The organism is Couchioplanes caeruleus (assembly GCF_023499255.1).
Taxonomy (GTDB): Bacteria; Actinomycetota; Actinomycetes; order Mycobacteriales; family Micromonosporaceae; genus Actinoplanes; species Actinoplanes caeruleus_A.
In genome coordinates this window covers 1,008,849-1,022,443 of the sequence record NZ_CP092183.1, presented here as the reverse complement: position 1 = coordinate 1,022,443, position 13,595 = coordinate 1,008,849, and the positions used below count along the sequence as shown (strand labels likewise).

Genomic DNA, 13,595 nt, shown 5'->3' with positions numbered 1-13,595 from the left:
ATGCACCGCGTCACCTACCACTCGCACGGCGGGCCCGAGGTGCTGGTGCACGAGAGTGCGCCGGATCCCATCCCGGGCCCGGGTGAGCTGCTGATCCGGGTCGAGGCGATCGGGGTCACGCTGCCGTCCGTACGGGCTACGCGCAACCCGGCCACCCCGCTGCCCGGCGTGCTGGGCGGGGAGGTGGCCGGGCCGGTCGTGGCGGTCGGGCCCGGCGTGGACGATTTCGCCCCCGGGGACCGCGTCACCTCGCTGACGTTCTCGGGTTCGTACACGGATCTGGCCGTGGCCCCCGCGATGATGGCGTCGCGGATCCCGCCGGGCGCGACCGCGGTGCAGGCGGTCTCGCTGGTACGCAGCGGGCACGTCGCGCTGGCCGCCCTGCACACCGCGGCACTGCGGCCGGACGAGTCGGTGCTGATCACCGGGGCCGCGAGCGGCGTGGGCCACCTGCTGGTCCAGCTCGCGCGGTCCCGGCGGGTCGTCGCGGCGGTCGGGTCACCGGAGAAGGCCGGCTTCGTGCGGTCGCTGGGCGCCCACGAGGTCGTCACGTACGCGGAGCTGCCCGAGCTGGCCGGCAAGGTCGACGTGGTGCTCGACGCGGTCGGCGGGGATCTGCTCCCCGCGTTCCTGGGCGCGCTCGTGCCGGGCGGGCGCCTGGTCTTCTTCACCTCGGGAGGCGGGACGGTGCCGGCGTACGAGCTGCTGGCCGGCGCCAAGACGATCACCGGCATGAACATGCGGCACTTCTCGGCGACGCACCGCGCCCGGTACGAGGAGCACGAGGCGACGCTGTGGCGGCTGCTCGAGGCCGGCGAGCTGCGTCCGGTGGTGCACGCGGAGTTCCCGCTCGCCGAGGCGGCGGCCGCGCACGCGGTGATCGAGGCCCGCGCCAACCTGGGGAAGGTCGTGCTGCGCCCGGTTGCCGAAATGCGGACCTGAGGGCGGCCGCGACACGGCAGCATGGAGGCATGCCGGTCCCCCCTGAAGCGGTCGAGGCGCCCGCCGACGACGCCGTACTGTTCCGGTCGTCGCCGTGGCGGACGTTCTCGGTCATGTTCGCCGTGCTGTTCGTGGCGTACGTGGCGGTGTCACCGCTGGTGGCGCACCTGCTCGGGGCGCCGCGGGACGCCTGGTGGACGACGGCCGCGCAGGCCACGGTGATCGGCGTGGTGGTGGCCGGCGGATACGCCCTCACCTCCCGGTCGGCCCTGCGCACCTGGGTGCGCGCCTCCTCGGGCGGGCTCGAGCTGGCCTCCGAGGACAGCGACCCGGTGCTGCTGGCCTGGCCGGACATCGACCACGTGGTGGTACGCCGCAGCGGCCTGCGTACCGTCCTCGACGTGACACCGGTCGACCTGGACCGGGTCCACCCGGTCGCCGAGGGCGACGACGGCTGGCCGGCGTTGCACGACGAACAGGACGGCTCCCCCAGCTTCACCGCCGACCTGACCCAGGTGTGGCCGGGACCGCGCGCCCTGCGCCGCGAACTGGCCCGGCGGATGCGTTAACGCCCGACGTCAGGTCTCACCGGGCTCGCCTCTTCTGGACCGGAAATTGAGCTCCAGGACCGTATTTGACCTTAGGACCGCGGGTCTGCTCCGAAATCCTGACCAGGATCTCACGGCCGACAAAATCCCGGAGGATGTCTCGGGACCGGTACACGTCCACGTCGAAGATCCTCTGGATAGTGGCGCTGTTGATCGTCCCGTACTCACGTACATGGTCGATCACCTTTCGGTCGACCTCGCTACTGGAACGTCGATGATAGGAAACCGCGGGCCCGAGAGCGACAAGGACTGCACTCCTCAACCGGTAATTGGGATGTGCACGGTTGGCTGTCCCGGCTGAGGGCTCGAGCAATTGAGCCTCGCCCGAGGACAGACGCCGCAAGATGGATTCGGTCGCGGAAACCCCTCGCTGCACGACCGGCGCGACGTCACGTGCGGTGACGCTTTTCCGCTGACAGAGCAACAACACTATGAGCAGTGTGTCCGTGTCGTTGCGCTCCGACTCGGGCAACTCGGCGACGAATCGCGAGATCCTTGTGTTCGGAGGGCCTCCAGCGAGAGTGACGACTGTAGCCGGATCAACACTCTCGTGCTCCACGGCGACAGTAGGCGTGGACCGACCGGCCCGAACCATTTCCCTGAACATTCGATCCATCCCCTGGCCGAGTTCCTCAGCGAGGCCGAGCGTCCGGCAGGCGCCGGCGAGCAGAGGAAATCGGGCCCTCGACCCCGCAGTGAGGATGTTGTTCGGGGTAATGCCTGCTACCAGCGGGCCTGGCGATCGAATACTCAGAGAGTCAGGTGAATGCTCGATCTGCACAGGCCTGCGCTCGCGGTAATCACCGTGCAGCAGAGCGTTCGCGAGCGCCTCACGAACCGCGGCAAGCGGGTAGTCCTCGATCTGCAGCTGTTGACCCGCTGACGTGTTGACCGGAGTCGTTCCGATCCGGGCAGACAGAGCGTCCATCGCTTCCGTGAAAGCCAGGATCATCGGCGTTCCCCATCGCCGAGCGACCAGCGCCTCCCCGCCGGGGGTCTGTCGGAACTGATAGACGAGGATGTCGTCAGCTGTCGCGCGAGCGTCCCGGCACAAGAGAATCTCGCCGGCCCGCGTGAGGGTGCCATCGGAATGCACGAGCCGGAGCCCGGCCAGGATGTCGGGTTCCGAAGCGAGACCGAGCGTTCGTCGCGATTCATCCTGTGTGGTCCGCAAGAACGAGCGGACGCGGAGCAGGGCGTCCGGGTCGGCGTCGCCCAACGGCCGGCCGCTGGACTGCGACGTCCAGTCGGCACCCCGGCGTTCGTCGTCGAGCCGACTCACGTCTATGGGTCTCATGGGTAGGCATTCGTCGTTCCAGCGCCTGGTGACCAGACCTTTGCGAGTCGAATGGACGTCGAGACCCTCCGGCACAGTGATCGCCAGCAGCCGGGCATCGGCGTACAGGATCTCCCGAACAGTCACGACCAGCGACGGTTCGGTCAGGGAGTGTATGCGAGAACGCAACACGTCGACCTTGAGTTGGGTGCCTAGGAATGCCTCGGGCCCGACCCTCGAGTCGGATACGCCGAGCACGATTGCGCCGCCGGACGCGTTGGCAAAGCACACCGCCGCCTCGGCAAGGTCTTGGTAGGTTTCCTTGTCCGAGGATTTGTCCGTCTTGAAGTCGAGCCACTGACTCTCAAGACTTGATGCCGATCGAACGCCCTTGAGGATCAGGCCCAGAGCATCGGCAACCATCTCCGTCTCTTGCATTGAGACTCCTTTGGCGCGACCGACACTCTGGAGGTTCCGCCAAACTATAACCCAAACTCGAGGCGTCGTTCGTCCGAGTCCTGCAGTACAACGGTGGCTCGGCACGTACGGAGCTTCACCTGACCCACGTGGAGCCCGACTCGTCGAGCAGCTCGGGGGCCTGCGGCTGGCGCGGCGTGAGCTCGACCTGCGCCGGGACCGCCAGCTCCTCGTCGGACACGCCCATCTCGGCGAGTTTGCGGGCGCTCACCAGCACCCGGGACTCCAGCGAGCCGACCGCCCGGTTGTACGCCGTCACCGCCCCGCTCAGCGACGCGCCGAGCTTTCCCACGTGATCGCCCAGCGTGGCGAGGCGGCCGTACAGCTCGCGGGCCAGGCCGTGCACCGCGAGGGCGTTGCGGGCCAGCGCCTCCTGCCGCCACGAATACGCGACCGTACGCAGCAGCGCCACCAGCGTCGCCGGGGTGGCCAGCACGACGTTGCGGCTGAACGCGTGCTCCATCAGCGACGCGTCCCGTTGCAAAGCCGCGTCCAGGAACGGGTCAGCAGGGACGAACAGCACCACGAAGTCCGGGGTCTGGTCGAACGCCGTCCAGTACGCCTTGCCGGCCAGCGCGTCGACGTGCCCGCGCAGGACCTTCGCGTGCTGGTCCAGGTGGGCGTCGCGGGTGCGCTCGTCGCGGGCCTCCATCGCCGACAGGTACGCGTCGAAAGGCGCCTTGGCGTCCACCACCACCGACCGGCCGCCGTGCAGGCGCACCACCAGGTCGGGGCGCACGCCCTGGTGGTCGGTCGTGGACGTGACCTGCTCGGAGAAGTCGCAGTGTTCCAGGAGCCCGGCGGCCTCGACGATGCGGCGCAGCTGGTGCTCGCCCCAGCGGCCCCGGACCTGCGGCGCTCGCAGCGCAGCGACCAGCTGTTTCGTCTCCGTCCGCAGCTCGCCCGAGACGAGGCCCATCGCGCGCACCTGTTCACGCAGCTCCGCGTACGCGTCGACCCGGTCGCGTTCCAGCTCGCCGACCCGCTGCTCGTAGCGCCGCAGCATGTCGTGCAGGGGCGCGACGGCCCGCGCGACCGCCTCCTGCGACTGGGCGGTGGCCTCGTAGGACAGCGCCCGCAGGGACTGCTCGAGGCGCTCCTCGCCGTCCTTGCCGGCCTGCACGGTCGCCTCCAGCCGGGCGATGTCCGCGGCGGCACGCAACCGCGCGGCGAACCACCCCAGCGCGGCTCCCACCGCCAGACAGATGATCACCACGGCCAGCGTCGAGAAGGTCACCCTGCGAGCTTGCCAGAGGCGTACGACGTTCCCGGCGCGGGTACCGTCGACATATGAAGGTGTTTCTGCTGCTGTTCCTGGTCCTGATCGTGGTGGCGCTGGTCCTCGCGTGGCGCCGGGGCACCGCGGCCCGCGAGCAGCGGCAGCTCGACGACGCCCGCGCCGAGGCGCAACGCTGGTACGAGCGGCTCGGCGGTCAGGTGATGAACCTGCACGCCGACGACCCCGCCGCCCGGCAGGCCCTCGCCGACGCGTCGGAGCGTTACAACGCCGCAGGTGGACAGCTTCAGCAGGCCCGCTCGGTGCGCCAGTTCCAGCTGGCGCGCGAGTCGGCGCTGGAAGGGCTGGCGTACGTGCGCGCGGCCCGTACGGCCATGGGCCTCGACCCGGGCCCGGACCTGCCGCCGCTGATGAGCTCGCAGGGTGCGGGGCAGCTCACCCGCGAGCGCGAGGTGACCGTGCAGGGGCACCAGTACAAGGCCGGACCGCAGCCCGGCGCGGACACGCCCTACTACTACCCCGGCGGCCGGGTGCAGGGCCGTCCCGTGCCGGCCGGCTGGTACTCGACGCCGGTGTGGAAGACCGCGCTCGGTGCCGGCGCGGGCGTGCTCGGCGGCATGCTCATCTTCGACGCGCTGCTGTCCCCGGGCTTCGGCGACATGGGGTACGGCGACGGCTACCAGGACGGCTTCCAGGACGCCGCGAACGACTTCGGCGGTGCGGACGCCGGCGCCGATCAGGCCGGCGACTTCGGCGGGGCGGACCAGGGCGCGGACTTCGGCAGCGGCGGCGGGGACTGGGGCGGCGGCGACTTCGCCGGGGGCGACTTCGGAGGCGGGGACTTCGGCGGCGACTTCTAGGAGCGCGGCGCCGCGGCGGCCTTCATGTCGCGGCGCAGCTCCTGCGGGAGCGAGAACGTCAGCCGCTCCTCCGCGGTCGTGTATTCGGTGACTTCGCCGAACCCGCGCTCCGCGAGGTGCGCCAGCACGTCCATGACCAGGTCGTCCGGCACGCTGGCGCCGGAGCTGACCCCCACGGTCGTCGCGCCCTCGAGCCACTCGTCCTGGATCTCGGAGGCGTAGTCCACCAGGTGGCCGGCGCGGGCACCGGCACCGAGGGCCACCTCGACGAGGCGTACGGAATTGGACGAATTTCTCGAACCGACCACGATGACCACGTCGCAGTCCGGCGCGATCTCCTTGATCACGTGCTGCCGGTTGGAGGTGGCGTAACAGATGTCGTCGCTGGGCGGCGACTGCAGCAGCGGCAGCCGGGTCTTGAGCCGCGCGACGGTCTCCATGGTCTCGTCCACGCTCAGCGTCGTCTGCGACAGCCAGACCACCTTCGCCGGGTCGCGCACGACCACGTTCTCGACGTCGTCGGGGCCGTCGACCAGCTGGATGTGCGCGGGGGCCTCGCCGGAGGTGCCGATGACCTCCTCGTGCCCCTCGTGGCCGATGAGCAGGATGTCGTAGTCGTCGGCGGCGAACCGGCGGGCCTCGTGGTGCACCTTCGTCACCAGCGGGCAGGTCGCGTCGATCGCCTTGAGGTTGCGCTCGCGGGCCTGCTCGTGCACCTCGGGGGCCACGCCGTGCGCGGAGAACACGACGGTCGAGCCCTCGGGGACCTCCTCGTTCTCCTCCACGAAGATCGCACCGCGGGCCTCGAGGGTGCTCACCACGTGCTTGTTGTGCACGATCTGCTTGCGCACGTAGACCGGGGCGCCGTAGAGCTTGAGCGCCTCCTCGACCGTCTGCACCGCGCGGTCGACACCGGCGCAGTAGCCCCGCGGCTTGGCGAGGAGTACACGCTTGCGGACCGGGGTGGCGGCGGCATCGGAAGTCACCCCGCCATGGTACGTGCCCCTGCCCGGGATCTCTCTTCCTGCGATACGGGCCACAACCCCCGGCCACCGGCGGGATACTCGGCCCATGAGCGCCGTCGGCACCGCGCTGCGCCTGGTCATCGGCTGGATCAGCGTGATCGTCGGCGTACTGAACCTCATCGCCGACGCGGACGACCTCTCCGACCGCGCGTACCTCGCGTTCAGCGGCATGCTGGTGGTCGGCGGGGTGATCCTGGTGTCGCTCGCGGGAATCGGGGCGCGGCCCGGCATCGCGAGCTACCTGACCGGCGCGGTGGTCATGGTCGCCGGGCTGGTGGCGGGACGCGGCTACCCCTTCCCGTTCGCCGACGCCCGCGGGCTCGTCGCCGACGTCTTCTTCTGGGGGTACGCCGGCCTGGTCCTGATGCTGCTGGTGGCCCTGGTACGGCGTACCACCGCACGGACGCGGGAGCACCCGCCCGTAGGCTAGGCCGGGTGACCCAGCCGGAGCCCAAATCCAGCGCCGACGAGCCGTGGCCCGTACGCGTCGTGAGCCAGAAGCTCGGCGCGTGGGTCGCCAAGCTCGGCTGGGTGTGGGTCGACGGGCAGGTCGCTCAGATCAGTCGCCGGCCCGGCGCGAGCGTGGTGTTCCTGACCCTGCGCGACCCGTCGGCCGACCTGAGCCTCACCGTCACCGCTCACCGCGACGTGCTCGACGCCGGCGCCCCGGAGCTGAGCGAGGGCGCCCGGGTCACCCTGCACGCCAAGCCGGAGTTCTACCCGGCCCGTGGCTCGCTGAGCCTGCGCGCCGACGAGATCCGCCAGGTCGGCCTCGGTGAGCTGCTGGCCCGTCTCGAACGGCTGAAGAAGCTGCTCGCGGCCGAGGGCCTGTTCGCCCGGGAGCGCAAACGCCGCCTGCCGTTCCTGCCCCAGCGGATCGGGCTGATCACCGGCCGGGCCTCGGCGGCCGAGCGGGACGTGCTGATGAACACCCGCCGCCGCTGGCCCGGCGTCGACTTCCGGGTGATCAACGTGCCGGTGCAGGGGCCGACCGCGGTGCCGCAGATCATCGACGCGCTCAAGGTGCTGGAGAACGACGACACGGTCGACGTCATCGTCATCGCGCGCGGCGGTGGCAGCGTCGAGGACCTGCTGCCGTTCTCCGACGAGGCGCTGTGCCGGGCGGTGTTCGGGTGCCGTACGCCGGTGGTCAGCGCGATCGGCCACGAGACCGACGCGCCGCTGGTGGACTACGTCGCCGACCTGCGCGCTTCCACGCCGACCGACGCCGCGAAGCGGATCGTGCCGGACCTCGGCGAGGAGCGGCAGCTGATCGGCCAGGCCCGGCGGCGCCTCGACCGGGCGGTGCTGGCGCTGGTGGACCGCGAGACGCACCGGCTGGAGGCCTGGCGGTCGCGGCCGTCGCTGGCCCGGCCGGAGACCTTCGTCGAGCAGCGTGCCGCCGAGGTCAGCGGGCTGCGCGACCGCGCCACGCGCAGCCTCGAGCACCGGGTGCGCCGGGCCGACGACGACCTGCGGCACACCCTGGCGCGGCTGCGGGCACTGTCGCCCAAGGCGACGCTCGAGCGGGGGTACGCGATCGTGCAGCGCGCCGACGCTCACGTGGTGCGGGCCGCGGACGAGGTCGCCCCGGGAGACGTTCTACGCGTACGGCTGGCCGACGGCGAGCTGAGCACGGAGGTACGGGAGAACCGATGAGCGACGAGACACTGAGCTACGAGCAGGCGCGGGGCGAGCTGGCCACGGTCGTGGAGAAACTGGAGCAGGGCGGCGCCTCGCTCGAGGAGTCGCTGGCGCTGTGGGAACGCGGCGAGAAGCTGGCCGACGTGTGCCAGCGGTGGCTGGACGGCGCACGGGAGCGCATCGAGGCCGCCCGCGCCGCGCGCCCCGAGCAGTAGGGCTCAGGACAGGGCGCCGGCCAGCGTCTCCAGGTGCCGGGACGAGGCCGGGCCGAGCACGATGACCGTACGGCCGTTCTCCCGCAGCACGAGCGCGTTCTCGCCGGGGCGGCCCTCGTACCGTTGCCAGGTCCGTGCCTCGTCGCGGAACGTGCCCACCGGGTCGCGGGGCTTCTCGCCGAGCTCGACCGGGACGATGGTGGTGGGCGCGACGCTGCTCTCGATGAGCTGGATCGGCTTCTTGTCCGGATCGACGTAGCCGAGCCGCAGCGTGGCGCCGTCGTCGCCGCGCTTGAACGTGGCGCTCTGCACGTGCCAGTCGTCACCGAGGCCCTGCGGGGAGCTCACCGGGAAGACCGCGGCGGACCGGGCCTGCTGCAGCGTGGACTCGGGGTCGACGCTGATCGGCTCGTCGCCGCCGAGCACCAGCCGGTAGAAGAGCAGGAGCAGCGCGATCGGGACGAGCAGGACGGCGAGGGACAACGCCATGTCCCGGGGCCGGCGCTGTTCACGCTTGCCGACGGTGGGGGTCTCGGGGCTGGACACTCCACCATTGTTAACCATGTCGCGGACGCGGGACTTCGCGCGGGCCGCCGTGTGAGGATCGGACGACCACACCCCGCACCGTCGCGAGGAGGCCCTCTCATGCCCGCTGCCGCCAATCCCCAGGATCTCGACCGCAACATCGCCCTCGATCTCGTCCGCGTCACGGAGGCCGCCGCGATGGCCGCCGGCCGGTGGGTGGGCCGCGGCGACAAGAACGGCGGCGACGGCGCCGCCGTGGACGCCATGCGCAAGCTCATCAACTCGATCCAGATGCGCGGCGTGGTCGTCATCGGCGAGGGCGAGAAGGACGAGGCGCCCATGCTGTTCAACGGCGAGCAGGTCGGCGACGGGACCGGGCCGGAGGTCGACGTGGCCGTCGACCCCATCGACGGCACGACGCTGATGAGCAAGGGCATGCCGGGCGCGGTGTCGGTGCTGGCCGTCGCGGAGCGGGGCGCCATGTTCGACCCCAGCGCGGTGTTCTACATGGAGAAGATCGCGGTCGGCCCGGACTGCGCCGACGTGATCGACATCAACGCCGGCGCGACCGAGAACCTGCGCCGCATCGCCAAGGCGAAGCGTTCCGACGTCTCCGACGTCACGGTGTGCATCCTGGACCGGCCGCGGCACCAGGCCCTGGTCGAGGAGGTACGCGCGGCCGGCGCGAACATCCGCTTCATCTCCGACGGCGACATCGCGGGCGCCATCTCGGCCGCCCGCACCGAGTCCGACGTCGACGTGCTGATGGGCATCGGCGGCACGCCGGAGGGCATCACCGCCGCGTGCGCGCTGAAGTGCCTCGGCGGCGAGATCCAGGCGAAGCTGTGGCCGCTGGACGACGCCGAACGCGAGAAGGTGCGGGCCGGCGGGCACGACCTCGACCGCGTGCTCACCACCGACGACCTGGTCACCGGCGACAACTGCTTCTTCGTCGCGACCGGCGTGACCTCGGGCGACCTGCTCAAGGGCGTACGGTACCGGGCCGGTGGGGCGCACACGCAGTCGATCGTCATGCGCTCCAAGAGCGGCACGATCCGGGTCATCGACTCGTACCACCGGCTGGAGAAGCTGAAGCAGTACTCGGCGGTGGACTTCGACGGGCACCTTCCCACGGTCTGGCCCTCGGTGCGCGAATGACGCAGACCGGCACGTCACTGCCGGCCGTGACAGCGTCGCGGCGCACGGTCGGCGTCGCGCTCGCGGTCCTCGCGGGCGCCGCGCTGGCCGTGCAGTCGCGGATCAACGGCGAGCTCGCCGTACGCCTCGACGACCCGATCGGCGCCGCGCTGATCTCGTTCGGCTCTGGCCTGCTCGTGCTCGCCGTGCTCGTACCGGCGCTGCCGTCGGGCCGGGCCGGGTTGCGCGCCCTGCGCGAGGGCCTGCGTGACCGCCGGATCCGGCTCCTGCAGTGCCTCGGCGGCGTGTGCGGCGGCTTCCTCGTCGCCACGCAAGGGCTCACGGTGCCGACGCTCGGCGTGGCCGTCTTCATCGTGGCGGTGGTGGCGGGCCAGTCGTCGAGCAGCCTGATGGTGGACCGCGCGGGCACCGGCCCGGGCGGCCCGCAGCCGGTGACCGCCCCGCGGCTGGCCGGCGCGGTCCTCACCGTGGCAGCGGTGGTGATCTCGGTGGCGGACCGCATCGGCCATTCGGGCGCGCTGGTGCTGGCGGTCCTGCCGCTGCTCGCCGGCCTGGGCATCGCCTGGCAGCAGGCCGTGAACGGCCACGTCCGCATCGTCGCGAACAGCGCGATGGTGGCCGGCCTGATCAACTTCCTGACCGGTACGGCGGTGCTCGTCCTCGCGTACGCGGTCTCCGCTGCGGTCCGCGGCGTCCCCGGCCACCTGCCGCCCGGCCCCTGGTGGCTGTACGTCGGCGGCACGATGGGCATCGTCTTCATCGCGGTGGGCGCCACGGTGGTCCGCTACACCGGCGTCCTTTTGCTCGGCCTGAGCATGATCGCGGGCCAGGTGACGGGCGCGCTCCTGGTCGACGAGGTCGTCCCGGGCGACGCGGGCCGCCCGGGCTGGAACACGATCCTGGGCGCGGCCCTCACGCTGGTGGCGGTGGGCATCGCGGTCCTGCCGGCCCGCCGCCGCTGACCGTCAGATGTCGGTGAGGGTGGCGTCCGGGTCGTAGAGGGCCGGCAGCGGACGTGGCCGGCGGCGGCGGAAGGCGATCGCCGCGATGACGCCGCCGAGCAGGCCGAGCAGGTGGCCCTGCCAGGAGACCGGCTGGTCGGTGGGGAGCACGTTGTAGATCTGGTACCAGTAGAGCAGCCCGATGAAGGCTGCCACTCCGAGGTTCCACCAGCTGCGCTCGACGAAGCCGCGCGCGAACAGCAGGCCCAGGTAGCCGAAGATCACGCCGCTCGCCCCGACGACGACGCTGCTGGGGTCGCCGACGAGCCAGACGCCGAGGCCGCTGACCAGGACGATGACCAGGGTCGACCAGAGGAACCGGCGGGTGCCTCCGGCCAGCGCGAACGTGCCGACGAGGATGAGCGGGACGCTGTTGCCGTACAGGTGGTCCCAGCTGGCGTGCAGGAACGGGCTGAACAGCACGCCGTCGAGGCCGTCGATGCGCCGCGGGATGATGCCGCCGGCGACGTCGAGGCTGCCGGCGCCGAGGCCCCGGTCGATCGCCTCGATGAGGAACAGCACCGGGATGACGGCGCACATGGCCACGAAGGCCCGGCCGATGGAGGCGAAGAAGGCCTCGGTGCCGAACTTGGCCGACGTGTCGTCCTGCGCCCCCGGATAGCTCATGTCTCGATGGTTACCGATCGGCGCCACGGTCGCCAACTGCGGGTGGCCGATCGGGCACGGTCAGCTGAGTTTGCGGGTGGCCGTACGGATGGCCGGCCGGAACGTGGACACCTGGGTGTAGACGCCGGGGTAGCCCTTGCGGGCGCAGCCCAGCCCCCAGCTCACGATGCCGACCTGCACCCACCGGTCCCCGGAGCGGCGCACCATCGGGCCGCCGGAGTCGCCCTGGCAGGTGTCGACGCCTGTCTTGCCCGCACAGATTGATTCGTCCTCGACCAGCTGCACCCCGACGCCCCGGTACGCCTTCGCGCAGTCGCGGTCGGAGACGACCGGCACGGTGGCGTACCGGAGCCGCTTCTCCTGGCGCAGCGACTGCTCGCTGGTCTGTCCCCAGCCGAGGACGGTCAGCGGGCCCTTCTCGGCGCCGCCGTGGGCGAGGTCGAGCGTGGGCAGGTTCAGCGGGTGGTCCAGCTGGATGAGAGCCCAGTCGTCGCCGCTGACCTCGCCGTGGAAGCCCTCGGCGCGGACCACGGAGACGGATCGGGCGGTCAGGGCCTTCGCGGACTTGAGGTTGGTCACACCGCCGATGACGCCGATGCTGTCGTCGGGCCCGGTGCCGTTGACGCAGTGCCCGGCGGTCAGGACCACGCGCGGGGCGGTGAGCGCCCCGCCGCAGCCCATCGAGAGCCGCACCATCCACGGGAACTGGCCTTCCGTGGCGAGGGCACCCCCGACCACCTCGCGCACCGGCGGGGCGCCGTCCTGGGCGCTGGCGGCCATCTGGCTCGCGGTCAGGACGGACGCGAGGACTCCGAGCACGACCAGCGATGCGACTTTCCGGACCATGCGGACATTTGAACACTGTCCGGGGCAGACGAAAGGGGTACGCGCCGAAGCACGTACCCCTTTGCCCGAACGGGTGTGGCTCAGTACCAGCCGGTGCTCTCGGAGTGCGACCAGGCACCGCACGGGGTGTCGTACCGGCCCTCGATGTAGCCGAGGCCCCACTTGATCTGGGTGGCCGCGTTGGTCCGCCAGTCGTCGGCGACCGAGCCCATCTTGCTGCCGGGCAGGGCCTGCGGGATGCCGTACGCGCCGGAGCTGGGGTTGGATGCCTTCGGGTTCCAGCCGCTCTCGCGCTTCCACAGCTTGTCGAGGCACGGGAACTGGTCGATGCCGAAGCCCGCGTCGATCATCAGCGCGCAGCCGGTCTTGCGCGTGCCGCTGTACTCGTTGCAGGAGTCGGGGATCGGCCCGGTGTAGGCGACCGAGCCGCCGGAGCTGCCGGAGCTGCCCTTCTCCGCCTTGGCGGCCTTCTCGGCCGCCTCCTTCTCGATCGCCTCCTGCGCCTTGGTGCGCGCCTTGCCCGCGGCGGCCTTGGCCTGGGCCATGGCCTCGGAGGCGGCCGCACCCTCGGCCTGGCGCCGGTACGCGCGTGCCGCCGCGTGCTGGGCCTGCCGCTCCTTCAGGAACTGGATCTCCTCGACCTCCGCGCGGGAGTCGACGAGCTTGACCGGGGAGGAGGTGGCGGTGGCGCTCCGCGCCTGGACTTCCCGGTCCTGTCCGAGGTAGACCCCGCCGATGACGCCTGCGACGAGCAGGCCGACGGAGGCCGCACGGATTCCGACCCGGCTCCAGAGCCGATTCACGAAGATTTCCCTTCGTAGGGGGCAATGATGCGGGGCGGCACCGCCGGCTTGCAGCCCGGCGGCGGCTCACACCGCGAGCATCCCGGCCTCTCGGGCCGCGTGAACCGGCCTGATCCGCCGGTCCCGCGATGGCCTCCGGTCGATGTCCGGCCGGCCGGGCCACGCGAATGACGCTCGCCAGCCACCATGGCTCACGGTGAAGTGGATGTGAAATGGCAACGCCAACCTGTGAAGCGAATCACAGGATATTTCCACCCTGAAACGGCCGAACCTCGCCTATACCGCTCACTCTCTCGGTATAAGCCAAGTGACACTGAGTAACTGACCCCAAGCGTGGCGTGAGGCGGGAAC

The 13,595-nt window shown here is 71.2% G+C and carries 15 protein-coding genes; 8 read left to right on the top strand and 7 right to left on the bottom strand.

The window, feature by feature from the left end:
• Together COUCH_RS04795 and COUCH_RS04790 are read left to right on the top strand one after the other, a co-directional pair.
• Window positions 1-942, top strand: a complete 942-nt coding sequence (locus COUCH_RS04795; protein ID WP_249610884.1) for a quinone oxidoreductase family protein — start codon at window positions 1-3, stop codon at window positions 940-942.
• A 29-nt stretch (window positions 943-971) separates the two neighbouring features.
• Window positions 972-1,511 (top strand): hypothetical protein, encoded by a 540-nt coding sequence (locus COUCH_RS04790; protein ID WP_249610883.1) that lies wholly within the window; start codon window positions 972-974, stop codon window positions 1,509-1,511.
• Between the two features lie 16 nt (window positions 1,512-1,527).
• Here the strand turns inward: COUCH_RS04790 and COUCH_RS04785 are convergent, their stop codons facing one another.
• Together COUCH_RS04785 and COUCH_RS04780 are read right to left on the bottom strand one after the other, a co-directional pair.
• Window positions 1,528-3,264: an RNA-binding domain-containing protein gene (locus COUCH_RS04785; RefSeq protein WP_249610882.1), complete on the bottom strand. Its 1,737-nt coding sequence runs from the start codon at window positions 3,262-3,264 to the stop codon at window positions 1,528-1,530.
• A gap of 115 nt (window positions 3,265-3,379) precedes the next feature.
• Window positions 3,380-4,540, bottom strand: a complete 1,161-nt coding sequence (locus COUCH_RS04780; protein ID WP_249610881.1) for a DNA recombination protein RmuC — start codon at window positions 4,538-4,540, stop codon at window positions 3,380-3,382.
• Between the two features lie 53 nt (window positions 4,541-4,593).
• On the opposite strand from COUCH_RS04780, the gene COUCH_RS04775 reads away from it, so the two are divergent.
• On the top strand, window positions 4,594-5,400 hold the full coding sequence (locus COUCH_RS04775; protein ID WP_249610880.1) for a hypothetical protein: 807 nt from the start codon (window positions 4,594-4,596) through the stop codon (window positions 5,398-5,400).
• Here COUCH_RS04775 and COUCH_RS04770 read toward each other — a convergent pair.
• Window positions 5,397-6,416, bottom strand: coding sequence for a 4-hydroxy-3-methylbut-2-enyl diphosphate reductase (locus tag COUCH_RS04770; protein WP_430640962.1), 1,020 nt, complete (start codon window positions 6,414-6,416; stop codon window positions 5,397-5,399). The genes COUCH_RS04775 and COUCH_RS04770 overlap by 4 nt on opposite strands.
• A 55-nt stretch (window positions 6,417-6,471) precedes the next feature.
• On the opposite strand from COUCH_RS04770, the gene COUCH_RS04765 reads away from it, so the two are divergent.
• From COUCH_RS04765 to COUCH_RS04755, 3 genes are read left to right on the top strand one after another with little or no spacing between them, the layout of a single operon-like run.
• Complete coding sequence (locus tag COUCH_RS04765) at window positions 6,472-6,855, top strand: hypothetical protein (protein ID WP_249610878.1); 384 nt, start codon at window positions 6,472-6,474, stop codon at window positions 6,853-6,855.
• Window positions 6,856-6,860: 5 nt separating this feature from the next.
• The gene (gene xseA / locus COUCH_RS04760) at window positions 6,861-8,084 is read left to right on the top strand and encodes an exodeoxyribonuclease VII large subunit (RefSeq protein WP_249610877.1); all 1,224 of its coding nucleotides are present in this window, start codon (window positions 6,861-6,863) and stop codon (window positions 8,082-8,084) included.
• Complete coding sequence (locus COUCH_RS04755; protein ID WP_249610876.1) at window positions 8,081-8,284, top strand: exodeoxyribonuclease VII small subunit; 204 nt, start codon at window positions 8,081-8,083, stop codon at window positions 8,282-8,284. Before xseA ends, COUCH_RS04755 begins: the two co-directional genes overlap by 4 nt.
• A 3-nt stretch (window positions 8,285-8,287) precedes the next feature.
• Here COUCH_RS04755 and COUCH_RS04750 read toward each other — a convergent pair whose 3' ends face one another.
• Entirely contained in the window at window positions 8,288-8,830 is a 543-nt protein-coding gene (locus COUCH_RS04750) for a DUF4245 domain-containing protein (RefSeq protein ID WP_249610875.1), read from the bottom strand.
• Window positions 8,831-8,929: 99 nt separating this feature from the next.
• On the opposite strand from COUCH_RS04750, the gene glpX reads away from it, so the two are divergent.
• Both glpX and COUCH_RS04740 read left to right on the top strand, forming a co-directional pair.
• Window positions 8,930-9,967 carry a class II fructose-bisphosphatase gene (gene glpX / locus COUCH_RS04745; protein WP_249610874.1) on the top strand — a complete coding sequence of 346 codons (1,038 nt, stop codon included), beginning with the start codon at window positions 8,930-8,932 and terminating at the stop codon, window positions 9,965-9,967.
• A complete protein-coding gene (locus COUCH_RS04740; RefSeq protein ID WP_249610873.1) occupies window positions 9,964-10,929 on the top strand; it encodes a DMT family transporter in 966 nt (321 codons plus the stop codon). Before glpX ends, COUCH_RS04740 begins: the two co-directional genes overlap by 4 nt.
• Before the next feature lie 3 nt (window positions 10,930-10,932).
• On the opposite strand, the gene COUCH_RS04735 is transcribed toward COUCH_RS04740, so the two are convergent.
• The 3 genes from COUCH_RS04735 to COUCH_RS04725 all read right to left on the bottom strand — a co-directional run bounded on the left by COUCH_RS04735 (window position 10,933) and on the right by COUCH_RS04725 (window position 13,244).
• Window positions 10,933-11,595, bottom strand: coding sequence for a rhomboid family intramembrane serine protease (locus COUCH_RS04735; RefSeq protein ID WP_249610872.1), 663 nt, complete (start codon window positions 11,593-11,595; stop codon window positions 10,933-10,935).
• Window positions 11,596-11,655: 60 nt separating this feature from the next.
• The gene (locus tag COUCH_RS04730) at window positions 11,656-12,441 is read right to left on the bottom strand and encodes a S1 family peptidase (protein ID WP_249610871.1); all 786 of its coding nucleotides are present in this window, start codon (window positions 12,439-12,441) and stop codon (window positions 11,656-11,658) included.
• An 80-nt stretch (window positions 12,442-12,521) separates the two neighbouring features.
• Window positions 12,522-13,244: a lytic transglycosylase domain-containing protein gene (locus tag COUCH_RS04725; RefSeq protein WP_249610870.1), complete on the bottom strand. Its 723-nt coding sequence runs from the start codon at window positions 13,242-13,244 to the stop codon at window positions 12,522-12,524.
• Window positions 13,245-13,595: the final 351 nt, after the last annotated feature.

What these genes read in the sequence shown, in the direction of transcription:
- COUCH_RS04795 (WP_249610884.1), top strand. Translation starts at nt 1, where the DNA reads ATGCACCGCGTCACCTACCACTCGCACGGCGGGCCCGAGGTGCTGGTG.
- COUCH_RS04790 (WP_249610883.1), top strand. Translation starts at nt 972, where the DNA reads ATGCCGGTCCCCCCTGAAGCGGTCGAGGCGCCCGCCGACGACGCCGTA.
- COUCH_RS04785 (WP_249610882.1), bottom strand. Translation starts at nt 3,264, where the DNA reads ATGCAAGAGACGGAGATGGTTGCCGATGCTCTGGGCCTGATCCTCAAG.
- COUCH_RS04775 (WP_249610880.1), top strand. Translation starts at nt 4,594, where the DNA reads ATGAAGGTGTTTCTGCTGCTGTTCCTGGTCCTGATCGTGGTGGCGCTG.
- COUCH_RS04765 (WP_249610878.1), top strand. Translation starts at nt 6,472, where the DNA reads ATGAGCGCCGTCGGCACCGCGCTGCGCCTGGTCATCGGCTGGATCAGC.
- COUCH_RS04755 (WP_249610876.1), top strand. Translation starts at nt 8,081, where the DNA reads ATGAGCGACGAGACACTGAGCTACGAGCAGGCGCGGGGCGAGCTGGCC.
- glpX (WP_249610874.1), top strand. Translation starts at nt 8,930, where the DNA reads ATGCCCGCTGCCGCCAATCCCCAGGATCTCGACCGCAACATCGCCCTC.
- COUCH_RS04740 (WP_249610873.1), top strand. Translation starts at nt 9,964, where the DNA reads ATGACGCAGACCGGCACGTCACTGCCGGCCGTGACAGCGTCGCGGCGC.
- COUCH_RS04735 (WP_249610872.1), bottom strand. Translation starts at nt 11,595, where the DNA reads ATGAGCTATCCGGGGGCGCAGGACGACACGTCGGCCAAGTTCGGCACC.
- COUCH_RS04730 (WP_249610871.1), bottom strand. Translation starts at nt 12,441, where the DNA reads ATGGTCCGGAAAGTCGCATCGCTGGTCGTGCTCGGAGTCCTCGCGTCC.